The sequence below is a fragment of the Photobacterium sp. TY1-4 genome (assembly GCF_025398175.1).
Classification (GTDB): Bacteria; Pseudomonadota; Gammaproteobacteria; order Enterobacterales; family Vibrionaceae; genus Photobacterium.
In genome coordinates this window covers 719,688-746,285 of sequence record NZ_CP099734.1, presented here as the reverse complement: position 1 = coordinate 746,285, position 26,598 = coordinate 719,688, and the positions used below count along the sequence as shown (strand labels likewise).

The following is a 26,598-nucleotide window of genomic DNA, read 5'->3' as shown; positions in this document are numbered from 1 at the left end:
ATGAGCACGAATCCGACGATGATTACCCGTACCACCCGCTGGCCGGCACCGGCCAAGCTCAACCTGTTCCTCTATATCACCGGCCGTCGCCCGAACGGTTACCATGAACTGCAAACCCTGTTTCAGTTCCTGGACTTCGGGGATACGTTGACCATTACGGCCAATACTTCAGATCAAATTCGTCTGCTGCCGGACATCGACGGTGTTGCGACTGAAGATAATCTGATCTACCGCGCCGCTGATGCCCTGCGCCGCACGGCCGGGATCCGCGCCGGGGCTGATATCGAAATCGACAAGGTGCTGCCGATGGGCGGCGGACTCGGCGGCGGCTCGTCAAACGCCGCCACCACCCTGGTGGCGCTCAATTACCTGTGGCAAACCGGGCTGAGTGATGACGAACTGGCCGAGATTGGCCTCCGACTGGGCGCCGATGTGCCGGTGTTCGTCCGCGGCTTCAGCGCCTTTGCCGAAGGCGTGGGCGAAGTCTTGCAACCGGCCACACCGCATGAGAAGTGGTATCTGGTGGTCAAACCGGAGGTCAGTATCGCGACTGTCGATATTTTCACCCACCCGGATTTGCCGCGAAACAGCGCAAAAATGAGCTTGGAAGCACGTTTGGCGGGTGTTTACGAAAACGATTGCGAAAAAATCGTCCGAAGAGTGTACCCTGAGGTTGATAAGGCTCTTTTGTGGCTGTTAGAATACGCGCCGTCAAGATTGACCGGCACCGGCGCTTGCATGTTTGCGGAATTTAGCACCCAACAGGCCGCCGATGCTACGCTGAAAAAACTACCTGACTGGCTCCAAGGATTCGTCGCAAAAGGTGTTAACACATCTCCGCTCTTGAACACCTTGAACGCATACTCTACGGATAGTCAGTAACTACAACTTGGACGCAACCTGAGGTTTCCACCGTGCCTGATATGAAGCTGTTTGCTGGTAACGCTACACCAGAACTAGCCCAACGCATTGCTGACCGTCTTTACATCTCCCTGGGAGATGCCACAGTCAACCGCTTTTCCGATGGTGAAGTATGTGTTCAGATTAATGAGAACGTTCGTGGTAGCGACGTATTCATCATTCAATCAACCTGTGCACCAACCAATGACAACCTGATGGAACTGGTTGTGATGATCGATGCACTTCGCCGTGCTTCTGCAGGCCGTATTACTGCTGTTATCCCTTACTTCGGCTATGCTCGCCAAGACCGTCGCGTCCGCTCTGCCCGTGTGCCAATTACAGCGAAAGTCGTTGCTGACTTCCTGTCAAACGTGGGTGTTGACCGCGTCCTGACCGTTGATCTGCACGCTGAGCAAATCCAGGGCTTCTTCGATGTACCTGTAGACAACATCTTCGGCAGCCCGGTTCTGCTGGAAGACATGCTGGCGAAAAACCTAGACGATCCAGTCGTGGTTTCTCCGGACATCGGTGGCGTGGTTCGTGCCCGTGCAACGGCAAAACTGCTGGATGACACCGATATCGCGATCATCGACAAGCGTCGTCCACGCGCCAACGTTTCCCAGGTCATGCACCTGATCGGTGATGTTGAAGGCCGCGACTGTATCATCGTTGACGACATGATCGATACCGGCGGTACCCTGTGTAAAGCCGCTGAAGCCCTGAAAGAGCGTGGCGCCAACCGCGTATTTGCTTACGCAACCCACCCAGTATTCTCAGGCAACGCCCCACAGAACATCCGCGAGTCCGTGATCGATGAAGTGATCGTGACCGACTCTATCCCGCTGTCTCAGGAAATGCTGGATACCGGTAAAGTTTCTGTGCTGACCCTGTCAGGCATGCTGGCTGAAGCCATTCGTCGCATCAGCAACGAAGAATCAATCTCGGCGATGTTCGCGCAATAAGCGTCCAGCTGCGACCGCACCGCCCATAAAACGCCCCGCACCCGCGGGGCGTTTTGCTATCAGTATCAATCCCGCGCCGTTTGGTATAACATAGCGCGCGTTTGAGCCCCTGAGACTTGAGAGACTAGCGTGAGTAACAATATCCGTCTATTGGTCGGCCTGGCGAATCCTGGTGCCGAGTATGCGAAAACCCGCCACAACGCGGGCGCATGGGTGGTTGAAGAACTGGCCCGTGCCCATCAGATCACCTTGCGGGAAGAGCCGAAATATTTCGGCCAGACCGGCCGGATCCAGGCCAATGGTCACGATCTTCGCTTACTGATCCCGTCGACCTACATGAACCTGTCCGGTAAATCAGTCTCGTCCCTGGCCAATTTCTTCCAGATCAAACCGGAAGAGATCCTGGTCGCCCATGATGAACTGGATCTGCCCCCGGGTGTGGCCAAGTTCAAGAAAGGTGGCGGCCACGGCGGCCACAACGGCTTGCGGGACATCATCAGCAAGATGGGCAACAACAAAGATTTCTATCGCCTGCGGATCGGCATCGGCCATCCGGGGGACAAAAACAAAGTGTCCGGCTTTGTCCTGGGCAAAGCGCCGGCCAAAGAGCAGGACAATATTGATGCAGCCGTCGACGAAGCGGTGCGCTGTATGGATATTCTGCTCAAAGACGGCCTGAATAAGGCGCAGAATCGACTACATTCATTCAAAGCCGAATAAGCGTAGTCTTACTCATTTGTTCTGACTCGGCCTGGTCGGCATACCTGCCCAGGCGCTGAGTTGTTTCACCGAATCATCACCAAAAGGGTTTCCAACCATGGGTTTTAAATGCGGAATCGTGGGCCTGCCAAACGTCGGTAAGTCCACCCTATTCAACGCCTTGACGAAAGCAGGCATCGAAGCAGCAAACTTCCCGTTCTGTACAATCGAGCCAAACACCGGTGTCGTTCCGGTGCCGGATCTGCGTCTGGATGCACTGGCGAAGATCGTCAACCCGGAACGCGTCCTGCCGACCACCATGGAATTCGTCGATATCGCCGGCTTGGTTGCCGGGGCATCCAAAGGTGAAGGTCTGGGGAACAAATTCCTGGCAAATATCCGTGAAACCGATGCGATCGGTCACGTTGTGCGTTGTTTCGAAAACGACAACATTGTCCACGTTGCCGGCAAGATCAACCCACTGGACGATATCGAAGTCATTAACCTGGAACTGGCGCTGGCCGATCTGGATACCTGTGAGCGTGCGATCCAACGTCAGGCCAAGCGTGCCAAAGGCGGTGACAAAGACGCGAAATTCGAAATCACCGTGCTGGAAAAAATGCTGCCGACCCTGACGGAAGGCGGGATGGCGCGCTCGGTAGAGCTGAGCAAAGAAGAAGCGGCAGCGATCAGCTACCTGAACTTCCTGACGCTGAAACCAACCATGTACATTGCCAACGTCAACGAAGACGGTTTCGAAGACAACCCGTTCCTGGACCTGGTTCGTGAACACGCCGCCAAAGAAAATGCGGTTGTCGTGGCAGTGTGCGCAGCCATCGAGTCTGAAATCGCCGAGCTGGATGATGCCGACCGCGAAGAGTTCCTGGCAGATATGGGCATTGAAGAGCCGGGCCTGAACCGCGTGATCCGTTCCGGTTACGAGCTGCTGAACCTGCAAACTTACTTTACCGCTGGCGTCAAAGAAGTGCGTGCCTGGACCATCCCTGTCGGGGCAACCGCACCGCAAGCCGCTGGTAAAATCCACACCGACTTCGAAAAAGGCTTCATCCGGGCCGAAGTCGTCGGCTACGACAATTTCATCGAATTCAACGGTGAAAGCGGCGCCAAAGAAGCCGGTAAGTGGCGTCTGGAAGGTAAAGATTACATCGTTCAGGACGGCGATGTGGTTCACTTCCGTTTCAATGTGTAATTTTCACCCATAATTCACAGTGAATTTTCGATAAGCCAGCCTGCCAGCTGGCTTATTTTTTGCCCGGCTGTGACAGCCAAGACTCGATTTTGTGCCCTTCCTCGCCCGTTTCCGTCCGCCATTCATGCATTTCGTCCAAATATCCATCGAACAAGCGGATTTTATGCAGATATTAAAAAAAACTATTGACGCTTTTGACTACGGTAAGCATAATGCGCCCCGTTCCCGACACAGCGGCTTGCGCTAAGCGCCCGCCGGGAATAGAAAAATGGCTACGTAGCTCAGTTGGTTAGAGCACATCACTCATAATGATGGGGTCACAGGTTCGAATCCCGTCGTAGCCACCATTCTCCCCGCGAGAATGTAAAAATAAACCACGTGCGGTGGTGGCGGAATTGGTAGACGCGCTAGCTTCAGGTGCTAGTGTCCGCAAGGACGTGAGAGTTCAAGTCTCTCCCTCCGCACCAAAATTAATTCAATCTGAATTGCCAATGTTCAGGTTGATAGAAAAATCATGCGGAAGTGGCGGAATTGGTAGACGCACCAGATTTAGGTTCTGGCGCCGCAAGGTGTGAGAGTTCAAGTCTCTCCTTCCGCACCATGATTGAAGTCTCTGAAAAGAGCATCTGCAGGTCTATCGCCAAGCGGTAAGGCAGCGGCTTTTGATGCCGCCATTCCCTGGTTCGAATCCAGGTAGACCTGCCATCTTTACAAGGTTGTGGATTATCGGTATAGTCGGCAACCCTAAAGCGGCTACGTAGCTCAGTTGGTTAGAGCACATCACTCATAATGATGGGGTCACAGGTTCGAATCCCGTCGTAGCCACCATTCTCCCCGCGAGAATGTAAAAATAAACCACGTGCGGTGGTGGCGGAATTGGTAGACGCGCTAGCTTCAGGTGCTAGTGTCCGCAAGGACGTGAGGGTTCAAGTCCCTCCCTCCGCACCAAATTTTGGTTTCACTCTTTACGAAGAGTAACCCCTGCAGGTCTATCGCCAAGCGGTAAGGCAGCGGCTTTTGATGCCGCCATTCCCTGGTTCGAATCCAGGTAGACCTGCCATCTTTACAAGGTTGTGGATTATCGGTATAGTCGGCAACCCTAAAGCGGCTACGTAGCTCAGTTGGTTAGAGCACATCACTCATAATGATGGGGTCACAGGTTCGAATCCCGTCGTAGCCACCATTCTCCCCGCGAGAATGTAAAAATAAACCACGTGCGGTGGTGGCGGAATTGGTAGACGCGCTAGCTTCAGGTGCTAGTGTCCGCAAGGACGTGAGGGTTCAAGTCCCTCCCTCCGCACCAAATACAATTCAATCTGAATTACCAATGTTCAGGTTGATATAAAAGATCATGCGGAAGTGGCGGAATTGGTAGACGCACCAGATTTAGGTTCTGGCGCCGCAAGGTGTGAGAGTTCAAGTCTCTCCTTCCGCACCATGATTTTCGGCTGATGTAGAATCCGCTCAATATGAGCAGACTCGAACAAGCCAGTTGCGAAAGCAACGCTGTAGGGCTATCGCCAAGCGGTAAGGCAGCGGCTTTTGATGCCGCCATTCCCTGGTTCGAATCCAGGTAGCCCTGCCACCTTTTGAAGGTGGTGATGTTGAATCATCATCTCTGAAATGGCTACGTAGCTCAGTTGGTTAGAGCACATCACTCATAATGATGGGGTCACAGGTTCGAATCCCGTCGTAGCCACCATTCTCCTCGCGAGAATGTAAAAATAAACCACGTGCGGTGGTGGCGGAATTGGTAGACGCGCTAGCTTCAGGTGCTAGTGTCCGCAAGGACGTGAGAGTTCAAGTCTCTCCCTCCGCACCAAATACAATTCAGTCTGAATTGCCAATGTTCAGGTTGATATAAAAGATCATGCGGAAGTGGCGGAATTGGTAGACGCACCAGATTTAGGTTCTGGCGCCGCAAGGTGTGAGAGTTCAAGTCTCTCCTTCCGCACCATGATTCTGAGCTTCAATTGAAGCCGTTGTTAAAGCAACACCCTGTAGGGCTATCGCCAAGCGGTAAGGCAGCGGCTTTTGATGCCGCCATTCCCTGGTTCGAATCCAGGTAGCCCTGCCATTATTTCAAGAGATGTTGTTGCAACATTTCTGATGCGGAAGTGGCGGAATTGGTAGACGCACCAGATTTAGGTTCTGGCGCCGCAAGGTGTGAGAGTTCAAGTCTCTCCTTCCGCACCATGTTTTAAGTCTCTGAAAAGAGCAACTGCAGGTCTATCGCCAAGCGGTAAGGCAGCGGCTTTTGATGCCGCCATTCCCTGGTTCGAATCCAGGTAGACCTGCCATCATTTGCAGATGTTGATTTTGAATCATCATCTCTGAAATGGCTACGTAGCTCAGTTGGTTAGAGCACATCACTCATAATGATGGGGTCACAGGTTCGAATCCCGTCGTAGCCACCATTCTCCCCGCGAGAATGTAAAAATAAACCACGTGCGGTGGTGGCGGAATTGGTAGACGCGCTAGCTTCAGGTGCTAGTGTCCGCAAGGACGTGAGAGTTCAAGTCTCTCCCTCCGCACCAAATACAATTCAATCTGAATTACCAATGTTCAGGTTGATAGAAAAATCATGCGGAAGTGGCGGAATTGGTAGACGCACCAGATTTAGGTTCTGGCGCCGCAAGGTGTGAGAGTTCAAGTCTCTCCTTCCGCACCATGATTCAAGTCTCTGAAAAGAGCATCTGCAGGTCTATCGCCAAGCGGTAAGGCAGCGGCTTTTGATGCCGCCATTCCCTGGTTCGAATCCAGGTAGACCTGCCATTTTAACACGGTTTTGAATGTTTCAGGACCGGTTAGTAAATACCACGTGCGGTGGTGGCGGAATTGGTAGACGCGCTAGCTTCAGGTGCTAGTGTCCGCAAGGACGTGAGAGTTCAAGTCTCTCCCTCCGCACCAATACAAATTCGATCTGAATTGCCAATCTTCAGTTCGATGACATAGAATTATGCGGAAGTGGCGGAATTGGTAGACGCACCAGATTTAGGTTCTGGCGCCGCAAGGTGTGAGAGTTCAAGTCTCTCCTTCCGCACCATGATTCTGAGCTTCAATTGAAGCCGTTGTGAAAGCAACACCCTGTAGGGCTATCGCCAAGCGGTAAGGCAGCGGCTTTTGATGCCGCCATTCCCTGGTTCGAATCCAGGTAGCCCTGCCATTTTAAAACAGTTCTGAATATCAGAGCTGGGCAACAAATACCACGTGCGGTGGTGGCGGAATTGGTAGACGCGCTAGCTTCAGGTGCTAGTGTCCGCAAGGACGTGAGGGTTCAAGTCCCTCCCTCCGCACCATTATTCAGAAAACCCACCTTTGGTGGGTTTTCTTGTGTTTGGACCATACCGATTTCACAACCTACCCAATGATCGTATCTCTCTGGTTGTACGGCCGAATGTCGATATCGCATTCGGCTTTTTCTTTTTTAATCTCCGACGGCCCCTATCGGCAAAGAGCCGGAAATCCCCTGGCGACGCAGAAATTCAACCTCAGATACAAAAAGTGGGCCGCAGCCCACACTTGATCCATTCCAGTGATCCATTCCTGCTCAACGAGCGCGCTACATCCCCATCGCGTATTTCAGCACCTGCTGTTTCATCGGCCCGGCATGCTCCGCCAGTTTCAGTCCGGCATTTCTCAACAGTTTCAACGGCAGCAGATCATTGCTGAAGGTGGTATAGAAAAAATCCATTCCGCTTTGCATCAACAGATTATCCGGCCGGCGACGGCGCTCGTAAGCACGCAGTACCCGGTTGTCAGCCCAGTCGCTGCCCGCTTTTTCAATCTCATGCAGCAGGGTATCAACATCTTTAAAGCCCAGGTTTACGCCCTGCCCGGCCAGTGGATTAATGGTATGGGCGGCATCGCCCAGCAACACCACGCCCGGCTTGCAATAGCGCTGGGCATGGCGTCGGGTCAATGGAAAGCTCCCCTGCCCCAGCACGGTAAAATCCCCCAGCTCCGGCGGAAAATGGGCCTGAATCTCCGCTTTGAGTTGCTCGGGGCCCATTGCCGAAAGCTGCTTGATGCGAGACGGGCTGTCATACCAGACCAAAGAGCCCTGGTGGCCCGGCAACGGCAAAAACGATCGCGGTCCCTGCGGGGTAAATTGCTGCCAGGTAATGTCTTGTTGCGGCAGGGCCGAGGCAATATTAATCAGCATACAGTGCTGGCGGTAGTCCCAGGCGGTGATCCCAATCCCGACTTGCTGGCGCACCTGAGAATTGGCTCCGTCCGCCCCGATCAACAAGCGGGTCTGAAGCCTTTCGCCATCGGCCAGTTGAATTGTATATCCGGCATCGGTGGCCGTCGCGGTCGCCATCCGGGCCGGGCAACGAAGCGTCAGATTCGGGTAGTGCTCAAACTGCTGCCACAGCGCCAGTTGGATCACCCGGTTTTCGACAATAAAGCCCAGTTGCGCCAGGTGCATCTGCTCTGCGCTGAAGCGGGTCCGGCACTCCGGATGCTCCCAGGTTTCCAGTCGCTTGTAAGGACACAGACGCATCGCCCGCACATGGTCCCAAGCCCCCAGGCGCTCCAGCAACGCCACAGAGTTCGGTGAAATGGCAGAAACCCGAAGATCCATCGGCTGATCCGCTGCAAACGCCGGTGGCGCCGTGCCCTCAAGCACGACAACCTGTAATCCCTGCTGCACCAGGCCGATAGCCGTCGCAGCCCCGACCATGCCGCCACCGGCGACGACCACATCAAACTGTTCCATTCCGGTTTCCATTTGTTATGCTCACTACTCTAGGGTTGCCAGGTCCTGTGACCTGTTTTGCGTTCATTTTACCTAATTTTGACAACGCAATCAGTGCTTAATCGCAACATGGCAGCAGTCGGCCACGATGGAGACCCATCCTCGATGTTTATCCGCTTGAATCTGTTCACCCGCCTGAAACGTGCACTGCTCACGCTGCTCCTGATCCTGTTGCTTCTCCCGCCCGTTCTGGTGGCTGCCGGCAAGGTGCTCAATCCGCCGAACTGGGGCTGGCAGATCCACCGCAGCCTGTTTCCGCCCACCGGTTATCCGGCCCGGGCCATCCATGACTGGCAGCCGCTGTCGGCCATTTCCCGTCATGCTCAGCTGGCGGTGATCGCCTCGGAAGACCAGCATTTCCCGGATCATTTCGGCCTGGATATCAATGCTGTCCTGACCCTGATGAAACAAAGCGGTACGGACGGCCCGCGCCGGGGCGCCAGCACCATCACCCAGCAGACCGCCAAGAACCTGTTCCTGTTTCCTTCGCGCACGTTCTGGCGCAAAGGGATTGAGCTGTATTTCAGCCTGTGGATGGAGGCCCTGTGGGATAAGTCACGCATTCTCGAAGTCTATCTCAATATTGCTGAATTCGGTCCCGGACTGTACGGCATCGAAGCGGCCAGCCAAACTTACTTTGGCGTCCCGGCGGCAAGGTTGTCTGCCCAGCAAGCCGCCCAATTGGCGGCGGTGCTGCCCAACCCGTACAAGATCCGCCCGACTCCGATGAGCGACTACGTCGCCCGGCGCAGCCGCTGGATCCGCCAGCAAATGCGCCAACTGGGCTTACCAACCCTTGATCGGCTGTAGCGGAAAAACCACACTTGATTCGGGGTGGTGATGATCTGGTCAGGCAGGACCGAAAGCAGTACAATACGCGGCTTGCTACCGCTAACGGCCCGTTGCGCGCCCTGTTAGCCGAGTGCAGCACTGTTGAATGCAATGAAAATACACTACGAGTGAAGAGTTAAACATGGCTAAGAAACTGCTTATTAAAACCTGGGGTTGCCAGATGAACGAGTATGATTCATCGAAAATGGCCGATCTTCTCAATGCAGCCAATGGCTTCGAGTTAACGGAAGAACCAGAAGAAGCAGATGTTCTGCTGCTTAACACCTGCTCGATCCGTGAAAAGGCGCAAGAAAAAGTGTTCCATCAGCTGGGTCGCTGGAAAACACTCAAAGACAAAAAGCCTGATTTGGTGATCGGCGTCGGGGGTTGTGTAGCAACGCAGGAAGGCGATTCTATCCGCGATCGCGCTCCGTATGTCGACGTGATCTTCGGCCCGCAAACCCTGCACCGCCTGCCGGAAATGATCAAGCAGTCCCAATCGACTGATGCGCCGGTGATGGATATTTCATTCCCGGAAATCGAGAAGTTCGATCGCCTGCCGGAGCCACGTGCCGAAGGCCCGACTGCATTCGTCTCGATCATGGAAGGCTGCTCGAAGTACTGTACTTACTGCGTGGTGCCCTACACCCGTGGTGAAGAAGTCAGCCGTCCGCTGGATGACGTACTGTTCGAAATTGCACAGCTGGCAGAGCAAGGCGTCCGGGAAGTCAACCTGCTGGGCCAGAACGTGAACGCATTCCGTGGCGAAACCCACGACGGCGGCATTGCCACCTTTGCTGAGCTGCTGCGCCTGGTTGCAGCGATCGACGGCATTGACCGTATTCGCTACACCACCAGCCACCCCATTGAATTTACCGACGATATCATCGACGTGTACACCGATACCCCGGAACTGGTCAGCTTCCTGCACCTGCCGGTCCAAAGCGGCTCCGATCGCATCCTGGCGATGATGAAGCGTCCGCACACCGCGATTGAATATAAGTCGAAAATCCGTAAGCTGCGTAAAGCCCGTCCGGACATTACCATCAGCTCCGACTTTATCGTGGCCTTCCCGGGGGAAAGCGATCAGGACTTCCAGGACACCATGAAACTGATCCGCGATGTCGACTTCGACATGAGCTTCAGCTTCATCTTCTCCGCGCGTCCAGGCACCCCGGCAGCCGACTATCCGTGTGATCTGTCTGAAGAAGTGAAGAAGCAACGCTTGTATGAACTGCAACAGCAGATCAATACTCAGGCGATGCGCTATTCCCGCCAGATGCTGGATACCGAGCAACGCATTCTGGTCGAAGGCCCGTCGAAGAAAAACATCATGGAGCTGCGCGGCCGCACCGAGAACAACCGCGTAGTGAACTTCGAAGGCTCTGCTGACCTGATCGGCCAGTTCGTCGATGTGAAAATTACCGACGTCTTCAGCAACTCCCTGCGTGGCGAGCTGCTCCGGACCGAAGCCGAAATGAATCTGCGTGTTGCCATGTCGCCAAGCGAAGTGATGGAGAAAACACGCAAGGAAGATGAATTGGGTGTTGGCGTATATACTCCATAGTAAGACGCCCGTCTGAACACCACGTCTGACGCGCCCTGAACTATTGGCTGCCCGCACACCGGGCAGCCGCACTGAGAGGCAAATCTTGAGCAAAGTTATTACTGTAGAATTCAATCTGGAACCCGCCAACAACCAGCGCCTTTCCAGCCTTTGTGGCCCTTTCGACGATAACATCAAGCAACTTGAACGCCGTCTGGGTGTCGAAATTAACCATCGCAGCAACAGTTTCAGCGTGGTTGGCCAACCGCATACGGCCCAGGCCACAGCGCACATTATCAAAACCCTGTACGTCGATACCGCCCCGGTCCACAATACCATCCCGGATATTGAGCCCGAGCAGATCCACCTTGCGATTAAAGAATCCGGCGTGCTGGAGCAACATACCGAAAGTAACATCCCCTATGGTAAAGAAGTCACGATCAAAACCAAGAAAGGGGTGATCAAGCCGCGGACGCCGAACCAGGCCCAGTACATTGCCAACATGGTACGCCATGACATTACCTTCGGCATCGGTCCGGCCGGGACCGGGAAAACCTACCTGGCCGTCGCTGCGGCAGTTGACGCCCTGGAACGCCAGGAAATCCGCCGGATCCTGCTGACCCGCCCGGCCGTCGAAGCCGGTGAAAAGCTGGGCTTTCTGCCGGGTGATCTGAGCCAGAAAGTCGACCCGTACCTGCGCCCGCTCTATGATGCCCTGTTTGAAATGCTGGGCTTTGAGCGCGTCGAGAAGCTGATCGAGCGTAACGTGATTGAAGTTGCGCCGCTGGCTTACATGCGCGGCCGGACGCTCAATGATGCGTTTATCATCCTTGACGAGAGCCAGAATACCACCGTCGAACAGATGAAAATGTTCCTGACCCGGATCGGCTTCAACTCCCGGGCAGTGATCACCGGTGACGTCACCCAGATCGACCTGCCGCGCGGTGCCCGCTCCGGCCTGCGCCACGCCATTGAAGTGTTGTCTGACGTCGATGAAATCAGCTTCAACTTCTTCCAGGCCGATGACGTCGTCCGTCACCCGGTCGTGGCCCGGATCGTCCAGGCCTACGAAGTGTGGGAAACCGAAGATCAAAAACAGCGCAAGCTCGCCGAGCAGCGTCGCCGGGATGAGCAGGCTGCCCGACAGGCCGCAGTCGCACCGGCCCCTGTCATGACAGAAACAGCAACGGAAAACACAGACTGATGGCCATTTACCTTGATCTCCAGGTCGCGACAGACGACCCGGACGGCATGCCGAGCGAAGCTGAATTTCAACAATGGCTGGATGCGGCAATTACCCCGTTCCAGCCCGATGCCGAAGTGACCGTTCGCCTGGTCGACAATGCCGAAAGCCATGCCCTGAACCATGAGTACCGGGGCAAGGACAAACCGACCAATGTCCTGTCGTTCCCGTTTGATGCCCCACCGGGGATCGAGCTGGATCTGCTGGGCGATCTCATCATCTGCCGTCAGGTCGTCGAGCAGGAAGCCCAGGCGCAGCAAAAGCCGCTCCATGCCCATTGGGCCCATATGGTTGTACATGGCAGCCTTCATTTGCTAGGTTATGATCACATTGAGGATGACGAAGCCGAAGAAATGGAAGCGCTGGAAACCGAAATCATGGAAAAAATGGGCTTCACCGATCCTTATGCCGACGAAAAACGGTAATATTTCCGCAAAACCGTTGTCCAATACGTACCCCAGTATTGTGCTGGGGCACGTAAACCCATCCCGTGGCCGTGGCCACATAACTGAAAGATGTTTTTCTTAAATCAATGAACGAAGATAACTCACAAAATTCTGAAGGTCCGAGTAGAAAGTCCTTCTTTGAACGTTTAGGCCAGTTGTTCCAGGGTGAACCACAAAACCGCGAGGATCTGGTCGAAGTTTTCCGTGATTCGGAAGAAAATGACCTGATTGACCACGATACCCGCGACATGCTCGAAGGGGTCATGGAAATATCAGAAATGCGGGTCCGGGACATCATGATCCCCCGCTCGCAAATGGTCACCATCGAACGTTCTCAGAAGCTGGAAGACCTGATTGATTTAATTGTGGACGCCCAACACTCCCGCTACCCGGTGATCAGTGACGACAAAGACCATGTCGAAGGCATTCTGCTGGCCAAAGATTTGCTGCGCTACCTGCGCCCGGACAGCGAGCCGTTCGATCTGGATGAAATCCTACGCCCGGCCGTCGTGGTGCCGGAAAGCAAGCGCGTGGATCGCCTGCTCAAGGAGTTCCGCGAAGAGCGCTACCATATGGCGATTGTCGTCGATGAGTTCGGCGGGGTATCCGGTGTTATCACCATTGAGGACATCCTGGAGCAGATTGTCGGTGAAATCGAAGATGAATTCGACGATCAGGAAGAGCAGGATATTCGCCAATTAAGTAAACATACCTTCTCGGTCAAAGCATTGACCACCATTGAAGACTTCAACACCATGTTCCAGACCCGCTTCAGCGATGAAGAAGTCGACACCGTCGGCGGTTTGGTCATGACCAGCTTCGGCCACCTGCCGACCCGGGGCGAAATCGTCGAGTTGGATGGCTATTCCTTCAAGGTGACCTCTGCCGACAACCGTCGGGTCATTCAGTTACAGGTAACCGTGCCGAGCGAAGTCCATCAACAGACGGCGACATCATAACGAATGAAGCGTATTTCATTATCAACGTTGGGGCGGCTGGCAATCGCCGCCCCGGCGGGTGCACTTGCTACCCTGGCATTTGCCCCCTATCAGCACTGGTACCTCGCACCAGTCTCCCTGATCCTCTTTTTCTCCCTGCTCCTCCATCAAACCCCGAAACGCGCTGCCCTGATCGGTCTGGGATGGGGCTTAGGATTGTTCGGCACCGGGATCAGCTGGGTCCACGTCAGCATTGACACCTTCGGCGGGATGCCGAAAATCGCCAGCCTGTTTCTGATGGCCCTGCTGATTGGCTATCTGGCCCTGTTTCCGGCCGCCTTCGGTGCCCTGTTCAACCGCATCAACCGCGGCCGCCCGTTCCACCAGCTGATGCTGAGCGGTCCGGTGATCTGGCTGCTGCTGGATTGGTTCCGCGGCTGGTTCCTGACCGGCTTTCCCTGGCTGTGGTTGGGCTACAGCCAAATCAACAGCCCATTAACCGCACTAGCACCGGTCTTCGGCGTTGAAGGGATCACTCTGGTGCTGGTACTGGGCAGTGCTGCCCTGACCGCCGCCCTGTTTTACCGGACCTGGAAGCCACTGCTGGTGCCACTCTTGCTGACCGGCTTCACCTATGGTCTGAGTCAGCTGCAGTGGGTCACCCCGGCACCGGAGAAAAGCCTGGATGTCGCCCTGATCCAGGGCAACGTGCCGCAGGAACTCAAATGGCTGCCGAGCCAGCGCTGGCCAACCCTGATGAAATACACCGACCTGACTCGTGAGAACTGGAATGCAGATTTAATCATCTGGCCGGAAGCGGCGATCCCGGCGCTGGAAACCCAAGTGCAGAGCTTTTTGCAAAACCTCGACAGCGCTGCCCGCTATAACAACAGCACGGTGATCACCGGGGTCCTGGATCAAACGGACAGCGGTGAATATTTCAATAATATTCTGGCGCTGGGCGTCAATGCCGACGGCCCTTACCAGTATGAGGCCGCGACCCGCTACAGCAAGCATCACCTGCTGCCGTTTGGCGAGTTTGTCCCGTTTGGCGAGCTGCTGCGTCCGCTGGCACCGATTTTCAACCTGCCGATGTCTTCGTTCAGCCGCGGCACCTTCATCCAGTCCAACCTGCAGGCCAACGGATATGCCATCGCGCCGGCGCTCTGTTATGAAATCGCCTTCAGCGAGCAGGTGCGCCAGAACGTCGGACTCGGAACCGATCTGCTGCTCACCCTGTCCAATGATGCCTGGTTCGGCCACTCTATCGGCCCGTTCCAGCATATGGAAATTGCCCAGATGCGCGCCCTTGAGCTCGGCAAACCCCTGCTGCGCTCGACCAACAACGGGATCACCGGCGTGGTTGACCATACCGGCCAGATCACGGCGCAAATCCCGCAATTTGAAACTGCGGTCCTCAAGGCCACCGTCGTGCCGACTAACGGTCTGACCCCGTATACCACGCTGGGCAGCTGGCCGCTGTATCTCTACATCCTGTGGTCCGCCACCCTGTCGTGGATCCTGATCCGCCGCCAGGCCGGGCGCTTTCGCGATCACCAGCCCGAGATCAACTACCACGACTAACCGGCCCCCCCTGAAAACGACAAAGGCGAAGTACCTACTTCGCCTTTTTTGTAGCTCGAGCAAGTGATATCGCTCAGCGAATGTTGCGCCCCAAACGAAACGCCGAACCCGAACCCCCAGGCCAGAATTAAGCGGAAGCCTGTGCCAGCAATCCAACGCAAGCGTGATGCCGCCGTCACCGTTGCGTCAGGGAGACAGGGGCTGGCGGGTAAACTGGGTATGACCGCACTTGAGGCAAGGCTCAATTTTTTTCACATGGGTGATCAACTCCCGGTGACCGCACTTTTCACACACCAAATTTCCCAGCGCCACGATTTCTCCGGCCTGGTACACGCCCTGATGCTGCAGGTCGTCCATAATCTCATGCCATTCGATCTGAGTTTTATCAGTGATCTCCGCCAGTCCTTCCCAGATGGTTTCCTTCACCACCTGGTAAAACGGACTTTCACTGAACGGCGCCGGGCTCTCCTCGACGTTCTGACCGAATTCCTGCAAGTCCCGCTTCAGATAAGCCGAAATCAGTGCCAGCTCATCTTTGGTCATATCACTCGCCGCTTCCCGGTATTTTGCCGTGACCTCGCCCCAGTGCTTCAGCTCATCCGGGCTGTGCTTCAGGGCTTCTGTTACTTGCTCCAGCAGGGCTTCATAGTCCTTTTTCTGTGTCGCCATCGAACACCTCCTACTCACCGTCATCAGCACACCCGCACCAACGACCACACTGACCCGGCCTTACCGGCCAACACCAGCACAATCGCCACATTTCCCGGCCGAAATGGCCTCAGCTATTGTTGACGTCTCTCCCTTTGGTTATTCTATGTCGATTATATTGAATGTGTTTGTACTCAACTCACAAAATCCTGGATGTCATCGATGCAAGAACAATATCGCCCACAGGACATTGAACAGAAAGTTCAAGAACACTGGGACAACAACAAGACCTTTGTTGTAAGTGAAGACCCAAATAAAGAAAAATTCTACTGTCTCTCCATGTTCCCGTACCCGAGTGGTCGACTGCACATGGGTCACGTTCGCAACTACACCATCGGTGATGTGATCTCCCGTTACCAGCGCCTGCAGGGCAAAAACGTGATGCAGCCAATCGGCTGGGATGCCTTCGGTCTGCCGGCGGAGAATGCCGCGGTGAAGAACAAGACCGCGCCGGCGCCATGGACCTACGAAAACATCGAATACATGAAGAACCAGCTGAAACTGCTGGGCTTCGGCTACGACTGGAACCGTGAGTTCGCCACTTGTACCCCGGAATACTACCGCTGGGAGCAGGAGTTTTTCACCAAGCTGTACAACAAGGGCCTGGTTTACAAGAAAACCTCTTCCGTGAACTGGTGTCCGAACGATCAGACCGTGCTGGCCAACGAGCAGGTCGAAGACGGCTGCTGCTGGCGCTGTGACACCCCGGTTGAGCAGAAAGAAATCCCGCAGTGGTTTATCAAGATCACCGAATACGCTCAGGAGCTGCTGGACGATCTGGACACACTGGAAGGCTGGCCTGAAATGGTGAAAACCATGCAGCGCAACTGGATCGGCCGCTCTGAAGGGGTTGAGCTGAGCTTTGAAGTCAAAGGCCATTCCAATCTGGAAGTCTACACCACCCGTCCGGACACCCTGATGGGCGTGACGTATGTGGGGATTGCTGCCGGTCACCCACTGGCAGAAAAAGCGGCCGAGAACAATCCGGAGCTGGCTGCGTTTATCGACGAGTGCCGCAACACCAAAGTTGCCGAAGCTGAGCTGGCGACGATGGAGAAAAAAGGCATGGCGACCGGCCTGACCGCTATTCACCCGCTAAACGGCCGTGAAGTCCCGGTTTACGTCGCGAACTTCGTCCTGATGGACTACGGCACCGGCGCCGTGATGGCCGTTCCGGCCCACGACCAGCGTGACTTTGAATTCGCCACCAAATACGGCCTGGACATTGTCCCGGTGATCAAGCCGGAAGACGGCAGCGACCTCGATATCTCGCAAGCCGCTTACACCGAGAAAGGTGTGCTGTTCGATTCTGGTGCATTCGACGGCCTGAACTTCCAGGACGCATTCGACGCGATTGCCGCCAAACTGGAAGCCGAAGGCAAAGGTAAGAAAACCGTCAACTTCCGCCTGCGCGACTGGGGTGTTTCCCGCCAGCGTTACTGGGGCGCACCGATCCCGATGGTGACTACCGCCGACGGCGAAGTGCATCCGGTTCCAGCCGACCAACTGCCGGTGATCCTGCCGGAAGATGTGGTCATGGACGGCGTCACCAGCCCAATCAAGGCAGACAAATCCTGGGCGGAAACCACGTTCAACGGCGAGCCTGCCCTGCGTGAAACCGATACCTTCGACACCTTCATGGAGTCTTCCTGGTACTACGCGCGTTACTGCTCACCACAAGCAGACGAGATGCTGGATTCTGATGCGGCCAACTACTGGCTGCCGGTTGACCAGTACATCGGCGGGATTGAACATGCCTGTATGCACCTGCTGTACTCGCGCTTCTTCCACAAACTGCTGCGCGACAGCGGTATGGTCACCAGCGACGAGCCGTTCAAGCAGCTGCTGTGCCAGGGCATGGTGCTGGCCGATGCTTACTACTACAACAACGACAAAGGCGCCAAGATTTGGGTCTCACCGACGGATGTCACCGTCGAGCGTGACGAGAAAGGCCGCATCACCAAAGCCGTCGATAACGACGGCAACGAAGTGGTCCACTCCGGCATGACCAAAATGTCGAAGTCGAAAAACAACGGCATCGACCCGCAGGAAATGGTCGACAAGTACGGTGCCGACACCGTGCGCCTGTTCATGATGTTTGCTTCTCCGGCCGACATGACGCTGGAATGGCAGGAATCCGGCGTAGAAGGGGCCAACCGCTTCCTGAAACGCGTCTGGAAACTGGTACACGAGCACACGTCAAAAGGTGCTGTGGAAGCCCTGGATGTCGCCGCGCTGAGCTCTGATCAGAAAGCGCTGCGCCGTGACGTTCACAAGACCATTGCCAAAGTCAGCGATGATATCGGCCGTCGTCAGACCTTCAACACCGCGATCGCGGCGATCATGGAGCTGATGAACAAGCTGGCCAAAGCATCTCAGGACAGCGCGCAAGACCGTGCCCTGCTGGACGAAGCCCTGAAAGCGATTGTTCGCATGCTGTACCCGATGACCCCGCACATCAGTTTCACCATGTGGGAAGCCCTGGGTGAGCACAATGTCGACAGCGCCGAATGGCCGGTTGCTGATGAGAAAGCGCTCGTTGAAGACGAGAAGCTGATCATTGTTCAGGTCAACGGCAAGCTGCGTGCGAAACTGACGGTCACGGCTGATGCCGACAAAGATCAGGTCGAAGCACTGGCGCTGAGCGATGAGAACGTGACCAAGTTCACCGAAGACAAGACGATCCGCAAGGTCATCTATGTTCCGGGTAAACTGCTGAATATTGTTGCGAACTAAAACAATATCCTCTTGCCTAACCAGTGGTCCCCGCCTGGCGGGGGCCCTGGATGGCCCCGACCGGTCCATCCTCATTTTACCGGTTTGACATCCCAGACCGGTCCGTTGCCACTTAATTTTCATGGAGCAGACACGGTGAAAGCTGTCTTTTCCCTTACACACACCATCCGGTTTCTTCTGGTCAGCCTGCTGGCCCTGGCCACGGCCTCCTGCGGCTTCCACCTGCGCGGGAACTACATGTTGCCGGACGACATCGCCAAACTCTCCCTGACCAGTTTCGACGAATACGGCCAGCTCAAGCGCCAGGTCGAATCCCAGTTCGAAATGCACGGGATTGAAGCCGTCCCACCGTCAGAAACCGTCCCGAACCTGCACCTGATCAGCGAATCGGTCGGCGAGCGTACCCTGTCGCTGTACCAGAACAGCCGTGCGGCCGAGTATGAGCTGACCTATACCGTCAACTACAGCATCGTGGTGCCGGAGAAAGGCTCGCAAACCTACACCACCCGCGTCAACCGGACGTTCCTCGACAACCCGCTGACGGCGCTGGCGAAATCCGTCGAGCGCGACATGATCGAAGATGAAATGCGCCAGCAGGCGGCGCGCCAGATCATGCGCCAGCTGGCCCGACTGACCGCAGTATTCAACAAACTCGAAGAAGCTGAGCTCGAAGCCATGCTCAATGACGGCGCCGGCAGCACCACACAGATCACCGAGCCAGGTACCGCCACACCATGAGAGTCTACCCGGAACAACTGACGCAGCAGCTGGCCAAAGGGCTGCGTCAAACCTACCTGCTGTTTGGCAACGAGCCGTTGCTGAAACAGGAGTGTCAGTTGCAGATCCGCCAGGCCGCCCAGCCGCATGGATTTGACGAGCGCCATGCATTCACCATCGATGCCCAGTTGGACTGGAACCAGGTGCTGGACTGTACCCAGGCTATGAGCCTGTTTTCGGCCCGGCAGATCATTGAGCTGGAGGTGCCGGAGACCGGCCTCAACGCTAACCAGACCAAGGCGTTGCAGGAAGTGATCGCCACCTTGCACGAGGATATCCTGCTGCTGATGCACGGTCCGCGGCTGAACAAGAAGCAGGAAGGCACCAAGTGGTTCAAGTCGCTGCTGGCACTCGGCCTGTACGTGCCGTGTAATACCCCGGATGCCCGCCACCTGCCGCGGTTTATCCAGGCCCGCTGCCAACAGCTCGGCCTCAAGCCCGATCATGAGTCGGTGCAAATGCTGGCCCAGTGGCATGAAGGCAACCTGCTGGCTCTGGCACAAAGCCTGCAAAAGCTGGTCCTGCTCTATCCGGACGGCGCGCTGACTGTGGTTCGCCTGGAAGACGCTCTGAGCCGCCACAACCATTACACCCCGTTCCAGTTGGTCGATGCCCTCCTGGCCGGCCAAAGCAAGCGCAGCCAGCGGGTGCTGCGTCAACTTGAAGGCGAAGGCGTGGAAGCCGTGATTCTGCTACGCACCCTGCAGCGTGAGCTGACCCAACTGTATAAAATGCAGGAAATGGGAAGCAAAGGCACACCGCTCAACCTCATTTTCGAGCAGTTCCGGGTGTGGCAGAGCCGACGTGATCTGTATACCGGCGCCCTGCACCGCTTGCCGCTCAAGACCCTGCTCCGACTCCTGCGGCAACTGGCTATGCTTGAAGTACAGGTCAAGACTGATTTTGAGACGCAGCCCTGGCCGGCGCTGGCGGCGCTCTGTGCCGAAATGTGCGGCATTGCCACTCACATGCACACGCCGTCGCCAAAAATGTAAAGTTATTGCCAACTTGTCGCGAACAGGGTTGTGCATGCTATACTGCGCCGCTAAATTGTGACTCAGATCTGCCTGAAGCCACAGAAATTACACCAGTTACTCACATGAGGGGATTCCTTTGCAGGTACAAGAACTACACGATTTCATTGTTGACAAAGTTGACGATATCAAGGCTCAGGACATCGTCACCCTGGACGTACGCGGTAAATCCAGCATCACCGATTTCATGGTGGTCTGCACCGGGACATCCAACCGTCACGTCAACTCGATTGCGGATCATGTCAACAAAGAATCCAAGCTGATCGACTTCCCACCGTATGGCATCAGCGGCGAAGAAGACGGCGAGTGGGTGATTGTCGACATGGGCAGCGTGATCCTGCACATCATGCAGGAAGATGCGCGCAACCTGTACCAGTTGGAGAAACTTTGGGCCTAACGTCACCATGAAGCTTCAACTGATTGCGGTTGGCACCAAAATGCCGAAATGGGTCGAGGAAGGCTATAAGGAATACAGCCGCCGCTTCCCGAAAGACATGCCCCTGGAACTGATTGAGATCCCGGCGGGAAAACGCGGTAAAAATGCCGACATTGCACGCATCTTGCAAAAAGAAGGCGAAGCCATGCTGGCTGCGGTGGCCAAGGGCAACCGCATTGTCACGCTGGACATTCCGGGCAAACGCTGGGATACCGACCAACTGGCCGGCCAGTTGGAAAGCTGGAAACTGGACGGACGCGACGTGTCTATTCTGATCGGCGGTCCGGAAGGGCTGGCGCCGGCCTGTAAAGCTGCTGCCGAACAAAGCTGGTCGCTTTCACCGCTCACCCTGCCGCATCCACTGGTACGGATTGTAATGGCTGAAAGCCTCTACCGTGCGTGGAGTATCACCGCCAATCACCCTTACCACAGAGAATAGGTGCCAATGAGACAAAAGCGAACCCAGATCCGCGACCATCGCGCTGAATCGGCATTGTTTTTTCGCCGGGCTCTTGTCTCATTTGCCGGCATCATCGTGCTGGTCGGCGTGCTGCTCACCAACCTGTACCGCATTCAGGTCAGCCAGCACGACGACTACCAGACCCGCTCCAACGACAACCGGATCAAAATTGTCCCGGTCGCGCCCAACCGTGGCCTGATTTACGATCGGAACGGCATTCTGCTGGCCGAAAACCGGCCGGTCTATTCCCTGGAAATCACCACCGAGAAAGTCCCGGACCTCGACGCCATGTTTGCTCGGCTCACGCCGCTGATGGGACTGACCGAGGAGCACATCGAGCGGTTTCAGAAAGAGCGCCGTCGTACCCGCCGCTTTAAGTCCGTCCCCGTCCTGAGCCAGCTCACCGAGCATCAGGTGGCCCTGTTTTCGGTCAACCAGCACAAATTCCCCGGGGTGGAGGTCAAGGCGTACCTTAAACGCTACTACCCGTACGGCGAAGCCCTGACCCATGTTCTGGGTTACGTGGCCAAGATCAACGACCGGGATCTGCGCCGTCTGGAAGACGACGACAAACTCAACAATTACAAGGCAACCCGGGATATCGGCAAACTGGGGGTCGAAAAATACTACGAAGATCTGCTCCACGGCACATCCGGTTACCAGGAAGTCGAAGTCAACAGCCGCGGCCGGGTGATCCGGACCCTGAAGTACGTGCCGCCGATCCCGGGCAAAGATATCCGCCTCAATCTGGATATCGAGCTTCAGCTCTACGTACAGGAGCTGCTGACCGAACGTAAACAGGATCCGGATACCGGCGAGGAGATCGTCCGCCACAAGCGTGGCTCGGTGGTGGTGCTGGATCCGCGTGACTCGTCCGTGCTGGCGATGGTTTCCAGTCCGAGCTACGACCCGAACCTGTTTGTCCACGGGATCTCCGGGAAAGCGTACCGGGCGCTGCTGCACGATAAAAACCGTCCACTGGTCAACCGGGTCACCCTCGGGATCTATCCGCCGGCATCGACGGTCAAACCGATGATCGCGGTCGCGGCCCTGACCGAAGGGGTGATCACCCCACGCACCACCCGCAACGATCCCGGTTACTGGAAAATCCCGAACTCCAAGAGCCGGCCGTTCCGGGACTGGCTCCGCTGGGGCCACGGCAAGGTGAGTATTCACAAGGCCATCGAGGAATCGGTCGATACCTTCTTCTACCAGATTGCCTACGACATGGGGATTGATCGCCTGTCGTCGTGGATGAGCCGCTTTGGTTTCGGTGAATACACCGGGATCGATATTCATGAAGAGAGCAAGGCCAACATGCCGACCCGCGAATGGAAGCAGGCCCGTTTCCGCCAGCCGTGGTATCAGGGCGATACCATCCCGGTCGGGATCGGCCAGGGCTACTGGACCGCAACACCGATGCAAATCGCCAAGGCCACCACGGTGCTGGTCAACAACGGCGTGGTCCGTGCCCCGCATCTGCTGAAAGATATCATCGACAATGAAACGGAAATGCCGGCGATTTTCGATGAGTATCCGCCCATTGACAATGTGAGCCCCAAGCACTGGCAAATCGCCAAAGACGGCATGTTGCGGGTCCTGTTCGGCCAGCGCGGCACCGCACGGCGTGCGTTCTACGGCGCCGAGTACAAAGCGGGGGGGAAATCCGGCTCGGCCCAGGTGTTCGGCCTGGCTGAAGACGAAGAATACAACGCCGATGAACTGGAAGAGCACCTGCGTGACCACGCCCTGTTCACCGCCTTCGCGCCTTATGAGGATCCGCGCGTTGTCGTGTCCATGGTGCTGGAAAACGCCGGGGGCGGCTCGTCCAACGGCGGCCCGGTGGCGCGAAAAATTTTCGACCATATGCTGCTCAAACCCGCGACGCCGCCCTTGTCCGTCACCGATCCCAAGTTAGTCGAGGTAAACCGATGAATGTGATGGCTGCCACCGGCAATCAACGTACCCTGAGTGATCGCTTACACCTGGATATGCCGCTGCTGCTGGGGATCCTGGCCCTGATGGGCTTTGCCCTGGTCGTCATGTACAGCGCCAGTGGCCAAAACCTGGCCATGATGGAACGCCAGGCAGTGCGAATGTGTCTGTCGCTGGGCGTGATGTTCATCCTGGCCCAGATAGCGCCGCGCCACTATGAAACCTGGGCGCCCTACCTGTTCGGGGTCGGACTGTTGCTGCTGATCGGGGTCCTGGCCTTCGGGGAGGTCTCCAAAGGTGCCCAGCGCTGGCTCAACCTGGGCTTTGTCCGTTTCCAGCCCTCGGAGCTGATCAAGCTGGCAGTGCCGTTGATGGTTGCCCGCTTTATCGGCAACCAGCCGCTGCCGCCGAGCTTTCGCAATATCATCATCGCGCTGACCATGATTTTTGTGCCGACAATCCTGATTGCCAAGCAGCCGGATCTCGGCACTTCGATCCTGATCGCCGCCTCCGGGATTTTCGTGTTGTTCCTGTCCGGGATCAGCTGGAAAATCATCGGGGCCGCCGCGGTGCTGCTCGGCGCCTTTATCCCGGTGCTGTGGCTGTTTTTGATGCACGACTATCAGCGCACCCGGGTACTGACCCTGTTTAACCCGGAATCCGACCCACTCGGGGCCGGCTACCATATTATTCAGTCCAAGATTGCCATCGGCTCTGGCGGCTTGGCCGGCAAAGGCTGGATGCAAGGCACCCAGTCCCAGTTAGAATTTCTGCCCGAGCGCCACACCGACTTTATCTTCGCCGTGATCGCCGAAGAATGGGGCCTGATCGGCGTCGTCTGCCTGCTGGCCCTGTACCTGTTCATTATCGGCCGCGGCCTGCTGCTGGCCAGCCGGGCCCAGACCGCCTTCGGCCGGATGATGGCCGGTAGTGTCGTATTGAGTTTCTTTGTTTATATTTTCGTAAACATCGGCATGGTCAGCGGCCTGTTACCAGTGGTTGGGGTGCCCCTGCCGCTGGTCAGCTACGGCGGGACCTCCATGGTCACCCTGATGGCTGGATTCGGGATCCTGATGTCTATCCACACTCACAGAAAAATGTTGTCTAAGGCGACCTAATGCGCGTAATTCCTGTTTTCATTGTTCTCCTCCTGGCGGGCTGTAGCTCGGTTTCCGATCACAAGCGCTATGATCTGGCCGACGATACCGCCCCGGAGTCATCGCCGACCCTGGATCATATTGAAGATGCCCAACCCCGTTACGAGCCGCTGAGCCTGGCCGGGAACAAGAATTACACCCTGCGGGGCGAAGACTACCAGATCGTCGATGCCCGCCAGCCGTTCAGCGAGGAAGGATTTGCCTCCTGGTACGGCAAGAAGTTTCACGGCCACAAGACCTCGAACGGCGAAATTTATGACATGTATTCCATGACAGCCGCCCATAAGACCCTGCCGCTGCCAAGTTATGTCAAAGTGACCAATACCCGCAACGGCAAAACCGCCGTGGTCCGGGTCAATGATCGCGGCCCGTTCCATGACGGCCGGATCATCGACTTAAGCATGGCCGCCGCGACTAAGCTGGATGTGGTGAAGCACGGCACTGCGCCGGTCAGAATCGAGCTGATCCAGGTGCCGAAGCCGGCCAACAGCGATGAATGGCAAAGCGCCAACCTGAACGTGTATTTCGTTCAGCTGGCCGCCGTCACCGACCCGGCCCGGGCACAAGCCATGGCCAAACAGTTGGCACAGGATTTTGCAACCCCGGTCGATATGGTTAAAGCCGAGGCGGCTGAGGTCTACCGGCTGCGACTCGGTCCTTATGTGGACCGCGATGAAGCCATTGCCCAGCGGGATAAAGCCCAGTCCGGCAGCTACCCGCAGGCATTTATCATTTCTGCCCAGCGCCAGTCAGAGCAAACGCTCTGAGCGCAGGCAGCCCTGTACGGTCTGACACACGCTTATCAGCCGCTCCGCTTATGCGTCCGCAAGACCATCCGGCCGCAAAACTGGTGCTCAAGGTTCAATCTGATATAGTGTGTACAGTTTTTTGCACTCGACAAACTAAGTTACAACTATCATGAAAAAATCTGCTGCACTCATTCGTTCTGTGGCTGTCTCTGCGACGCTGCTCGCTTCAGCTTGTGTTGCTGCGGCGCCGGCAGTTGTGCCTGAAGCGCCTCAAATTGCTGCGAAAGGCTATGTCCTGATGGACTATCATTCCGGCAAAATTCTGGCCGGCAACAAAGAACACGACAAAATCCCCCCGGCCAGCCTGACCAAAATGATGACCAGCTATGTCATCGGCCAGGAGATCAACCGCGGCAACATCTCCATGGATGACACTGTGGTGATCAGCAAGAATGCCTGGGCCAAGAACTTCCCGGGCTCTTCAAAAATGTTCATCGAGGTGGGCAGTGAGGTGAAGGTGTCGGACCTCAACCGCGGCATCGTGATCCAGTCCGGGAACGACGCCTGCGTCGCCATGGCTGAACACGTCGCGGGCTCGGAAGACTCGTTTGTCGATCTGATGAATGCCTGGGCACGGACCCTGGGGATGGATTCGACCCATTTTGCTAACGTGCACGGCCTGGATAACCCGGACCTGTACACCACGCCGAATGACATGGCGCTGCTGGCACAGGGCCTGATCCGCGACGTTCCGGACGAGTTTGCCATCTACAAGGAAAAATCGTTCACCTACAACGGCATCACCCAGTACAACCGCAACAGCCTGCTGTGGGATAAAAGCCTGAATGTCGACGGCCTGAAAACCGGTCACACCAACAATGCCGGCTACAGCCTGGTCAGCACCGCGACCGAAGGCCAGATGCGCCTGATTGCCGTGGTGATGGGCACCAACAGCCCGAATGCCCGCAAGGCCGAAAGTAAGAAGCTGCTGAACTACGGTTTCCGTTTCTTTGAAACCGTCTCTCCGCACAAGGCCAACGCTACATTCGTCACCGAGAAAGTCTGGATGGGCAACAGCGATGAAGTCTCACTGGGTGTGAGCGAAGATACCTTTGTCACCCTGCCACGCGGTCAGACCAAAGATCTCAAGGCCAGTTTCGTGCTGGAAAAAGAGCTCAGAGCGCCAATCGCCAAGGGCGATGTCGTCGGCAAGCTGTACTACCGTGTTGGTGAGGAAGATATTGCCGAGTACCCGCTGCTGGCCCTGAACGATGTCAACGAAGGTGGCCTGTTCAGTCGTTTGATCGACTATATTATGCTGCTGTTCAAAGGCTGGCTGAGCTAATCCAGTCGCTTGAAAACACAAACAAAGAGGCAACCGCGGTTGCCTCTTTTGCCATTCGGCGGCCCGGTCGATGCTTGTGTTCTCCCGGTTGAGCCATTAATATGCTCGGCTAAACCACAGTCGTACCGAATACAATTCCT

The 26,598-nt window shown here is 56.1% G+C and carries 21 protein-coding genes and 25 tRNA genes; 44 read left to right on the top strand and 2 right to left on the bottom strand.

All coding sequences use genetic code 11. The features are described from left to right. From ispE to NH461_RS03630, 29 genes are all read left to right on the top strand, one after another. Entirely contained in the window at positions 1-882 is an 882-nt protein-coding gene (ispE, locus tag NH461_RS03770) for a 4-(cytidine 5'-diphospho)-2-C-methyl-D-erythritol kinase (protein WP_261601943.1), read from the top strand. A gap of 32 nt (positions 883-914) precedes the next feature. Next, positions 915-1,862: a ribose-phosphate pyrophosphokinase gene (locus NH461_RS03765; protein ID WP_261601942.1), complete on the top strand. Its 948-nt coding sequence runs from the start codon at positions 915-917 to the stop codon at positions 1,860-1,862. 129 nt (positions 1,863-1,991) lie between these two features. Beyond that, positions 1,992-2,582 carry an aminoacyl-tRNA hydrolase gene (pth, locus tag NH461_RS03760; RefSeq protein WP_261601941.1) on the top strand — a complete coding sequence of 197 codons (591 nt, stop codon included), beginning with the start codon at positions 1,992-1,994 and terminating at the stop codon, positions 2,580-2,582. A gap of 97 nt (positions 2,583-2,679) precedes the next feature. Further along, entirely contained in the window at positions 2,680-3,771 is a 1,092-nt protein-coding gene (gene ychF / locus NH461_RS03755) for a redox-regulated ATPase YchF (protein WP_261601940.1), read from the top strand. A gap of 270 nt (positions 3,772-4,041) precedes the next feature. Further along, a tRNA-Met gene (locus NH461_RS03750) sits at positions 4,042-4,118 on the top strand. A gap of 33 nt (positions 4,119-4,151) precedes the next feature. Beyond that, positions 4,152-4,238 (top strand) — tRNA-Leu (locus NH461_RS03745). Between the two features lie 49 nt (positions 4,239-4,287). Next, positions 4,288-4,372, top strand: a tRNA-Leu gene (locus NH461_RS03740). A 29-nt stretch (positions 4,373-4,401) separates the two neighbouring features. Further along, positions 4,402-4,476: transfer RNA gene (locus NH461_RS03735), tRNA-Gln, on the top strand. 46 nt (positions 4,477-4,522) lie between these two features. Then, positions 4,523-4,599, top strand: a tRNA-Met gene (locus tag NH461_RS03730). A gap of 33 nt (positions 4,600-4,632) precedes the next feature. Beyond that, positions 4,633-4,719 (top strand) — tRNA-Leu (locus NH461_RS03725). A 37-nt stretch (positions 4,720-4,756) separates the two neighbouring features. After that, a tRNA-Gln gene (locus NH461_RS03720) sits at positions 4,757-4,831 on the top strand. 46 nt (positions 4,832-4,877) lie between these two features. Beyond that, positions 4,878-4,954: transfer RNA gene (locus NH461_RS03715), tRNA-Met, on the top strand. 33 nt (positions 4,955-4,987) lie between these two features. Further along, a tRNA-Leu gene (locus tag NH461_RS03710) sits at positions 4,988-5,074 on the top strand. A gap of 50 nt (positions 5,075-5,124) precedes the next feature. Further along, positions 5,125-5,209, top strand: a tRNA-Leu gene (locus NH461_RS03705). A gap of 72 nt (positions 5,210-5,281) precedes the next feature. After that, positions 5,282-5,356 (top strand) — tRNA-Gln (locus NH461_RS03700). Between the two features lie 40 nt (positions 5,357-5,396). Next, positions 5,397-5,473, top strand: a tRNA-Met gene (locus NH461_RS03695). Positions 5,474-5,506: 33 nt separating this feature from the next. Further along, positions 5,507-5,593: transfer RNA gene (locus NH461_RS03690), tRNA-Leu, on the top strand. A 50-nt stretch (positions 5,594-5,643) separates the two neighbouring features. After that, a tRNA-Leu gene (locus NH461_RS03685) sits at positions 5,644-5,728 on the top strand. Between the two features lie 45 nt (positions 5,729-5,773). Continuing rightward, positions 5,774-5,848: transfer RNA gene (locus NH461_RS03680), tRNA-Gln, on the top strand. Positions 5,849-5,882: 34 nt separating this feature from the next. After that, positions 5,883-5,967: transfer RNA gene (locus NH461_RS03675), tRNA-Leu, on the top strand. Between the two features lie 29 nt (positions 5,968-5,996). After that, positions 5,997-6,071, top strand: a tRNA-Gln gene (locus NH461_RS03670). 40 nt (positions 6,072-6,111) lie between these two features. Then, positions 6,112-6,188: transfer RNA gene (locus NH461_RS03665), tRNA-Met, on the top strand. A gap of 33 nt (positions 6,189-6,221) precedes the next feature. Beyond that, positions 6,222-6,308: transfer RNA gene (locus NH461_RS03660), tRNA-Leu, on the top strand. A 49-nt stretch (positions 6,309-6,357) separates the two neighbouring features. After that, a tRNA-Leu gene (locus NH461_RS03655) sits at positions 6,358-6,442 on the top strand. Between the two features lie 29 nt (positions 6,443-6,471). Beyond that, positions 6,472-6,546, top strand: a tRNA-Gln gene (locus NH461_RS03650). A 48-nt stretch (positions 6,547-6,594) separates the two neighbouring features. Beyond that, a tRNA-Leu gene (locus tag NH461_RS03645) sits at positions 6,595-6,681 on the top strand. A 51-nt stretch (positions 6,682-6,732) separates the two neighbouring features. Further along, positions 6,733-6,817 (top strand) — tRNA-Leu (locus NH461_RS03640). A 45-nt stretch (positions 6,818-6,862) separates the two neighbouring features. Further along, positions 6,863-6,937, top strand: a tRNA-Gln gene (locus tag NH461_RS03635). Positions 6,938-6,983: 46 nt separating this feature from the next. Beyond that, positions 6,984-7,070 (top strand) — tRNA-Leu (locus NH461_RS03630). Between the two features lie 263 nt (positions 7,071-7,333). On the opposite strand, the gene NH461_RS03625 is transcribed toward NH461_RS03630, so the two are convergent. Then, positions 7,334-8,494 carry a 2-octaprenyl-3-methyl-6-methoxy-1,4-benzoquinol hydroxylase gene (locus NH461_RS03625; RefSeq protein ID WP_261601939.1) on the bottom strand — a complete coding sequence of 387 codons (1,161 nt, stop codon included), beginning with the start codon at positions 8,492-8,494 and terminating at the stop codon, positions 7,334-7,336. Positions 8,495-8,638: 144 nt separating this feature from the next. Between NH461_RS03625 and mtgA the strand changes: the two genes are divergently transcribed. The 6 genes from mtgA (at position 8,639) to lnt (ending at position 15,121) form a co-directional block, all read left to right on the top strand. Beyond that, complete coding sequence (gene mtgA, locus NH461_RS03620) at positions 8,639-9,343, top strand: monofunctional biosynthetic peptidoglycan transglycosylase (protein WP_261601938.1); 705 nt, start codon at positions 8,639-8,641, stop codon at positions 9,341-9,343. A gap of 163 nt (positions 9,344-9,506) precedes the next feature. Further along, the gene (gene miaB / locus NH461_RS03615) at positions 9,507-10,931 is read left to right on the top strand and encodes a tRNA (N6-isopentenyl adenosine(37)-C2)-methylthiotransferase MiaB (RefSeq protein ID WP_261601937.1); all 1,425 of its coding nucleotides are present in this window, start codon (positions 9,507-9,509) and stop codon (positions 10,929-10,931) included. An 85-nt stretch (positions 10,932-11,016) separates the two neighbouring features. Continuing rightward, positions 11,017-12,114: a PhoH family protein gene (locus NH461_RS03610; protein WP_410000091.1), complete on the top strand. Its 1,098-nt coding sequence runs from the start codon at positions 11,017-11,019 to the stop codon at positions 12,112-12,114. Beyond that, on the top strand, positions 12,114-12,578 hold the full coding sequence (ybeY, locus tag NH461_RS03605; RefSeq protein ID WP_261601936.1) for an rRNA maturation RNase YbeY: 465 nt from the start codon (positions 12,114-12,116) through the stop codon (positions 12,576-12,578). The genes NH461_RS03610 and ybeY overlap by 1 nt, the downstream gene beginning before the upstream one ends. Before the next feature lie 107 nt (positions 12,579-12,685). Further along, a complete protein-coding gene (gene corC / locus NH461_RS03600; RefSeq protein WP_261601935.1) occupies positions 12,686-13,558 on the top strand; it encodes a CNNM family magnesium/cobalt transport protein CorC in 873 nt (290 codons plus the stop codon). Between the two features lie 3 nt (positions 13,559-13,561). After that, positions 13,562-15,121, top strand: a complete 1,560-nt coding sequence (lnt, locus tag NH461_RS03595) for an apolipoprotein N-acyltransferase (RefSeq protein WP_261601934.1) — start codon at positions 13,562-13,564, stop codon at positions 15,119-15,121. 186 nt (positions 15,122-15,307) lie between these two features. Here the strand turns inward: lnt and NH461_RS03590 are convergent, their stop codons facing one another. Next, entirely contained in the window at positions 15,308-15,790 is a 483-nt protein-coding gene (locus tag NH461_RS03590; protein ID WP_261601933.1) for a zinc ribbon-containing protein, read from the bottom strand. Between the two features lie 201 nt (positions 15,791-15,991). On the opposite strand from NH461_RS03590, the gene leuS reads away from it, so the two are divergent. The 9 genes from leuS to NH461_RS03545 all read left to right on the top strand — a co-directional run bounded on the left by leuS (position 15,992) and on the right by NH461_RS03545 (position 26,458). Beyond that, a complete protein-coding gene (gene leuS, locus NH461_RS03585; RefSeq protein ID WP_261601932.1) occupies positions 15,992-18,565 on the top strand; it encodes a leucine--tRNA ligase in 2,574 nt (857 codons plus the stop codon). Positions 18,566-18,700: 135 nt separating this feature from the next. Beyond that, the gene (gene lptE, locus NH461_RS03580) at positions 18,701-19,303 is read left to right on the top strand and encodes an LPS assembly lipoprotein LptE (protein ID WP_261601931.1); all 603 of its coding nucleotides are present in this window, start codon (positions 18,701-18,703) and stop codon (positions 19,301-19,303) included. After that, complete coding sequence (gene holA / locus NH461_RS03575; protein WP_261601930.1) at positions 19,300-20,337, top strand: DNA polymerase III subunit delta; 1,038 nt, start codon at positions 19,300-19,302, stop codon at positions 20,335-20,337. Before lptE ends, holA begins: the two co-directional genes overlap by 4 nt. 118 nt (positions 20,338-20,455) lie before the next feature. Then, positions 20,456-20,773: a ribosome silencing factor gene (gene rsfS, locus NH461_RS03570; RefSeq protein WP_261601929.1), complete on the top strand. Its 318-nt coding sequence runs from the start codon at positions 20,456-20,458 to the stop codon at positions 20,771-20,773. Positions 20,774-20,780: 7 nt separating this feature from the next. Then, positions 20,781-21,251, top strand: a complete 471-nt coding sequence (gene rlmH / locus NH461_RS03565) for a 23S rRNA (pseudouridine(1915)-N(3))-methyltransferase RlmH (protein WP_261601928.1) — start codon at positions 20,781-20,783, stop codon at positions 21,249-21,251. Positions 21,252-21,257: 6 nt separating this feature from the next. Continuing rightward, positions 21,258-23,207, top strand: a complete 1,950-nt coding sequence (gene mrdA / locus NH461_RS03560) for a penicillin-binding protein 2 (RefSeq protein WP_261601927.1) — start codon at positions 21,258-21,260, stop codon at positions 23,205-23,207. Beyond that, the gene (gene mrdB / locus NH461_RS03555) at positions 23,204-24,325 is read left to right on the top strand and encodes a peptidoglycan glycosyltransferase MrdB (RefSeq protein ID WP_261601926.1); all 1,122 of its coding nucleotides are present in this window, start codon (positions 23,204-23,206) and stop codon (positions 24,323-24,325) included. The genes mrdA and mrdB overlap by 4 nt, the downstream gene beginning before the upstream one ends. After that, positions 24,325-25,131: a septal ring lytic transglycosylase RlpA family protein gene (locus NH461_RS03550; protein ID WP_261601925.1), complete on the top strand. Its 807-nt coding sequence runs from the start codon at positions 24,325-24,327 to the stop codon at positions 25,129-25,131. The genes mrdB and NH461_RS03550 overlap by 1 nt, the downstream gene beginning before the upstream one ends. A 151-nt stretch (positions 25,132-25,282) precedes the next feature. Then, entirely contained in the window at positions 25,283-26,458 is a 1,176-nt protein-coding gene (locus NH461_RS03545) for a serine hydrolase (RefSeq protein WP_261601924.1), read from the top strand. The last annotated feature ends 140 nt before the right edge of the window (positions 26,459-26,598 follow it).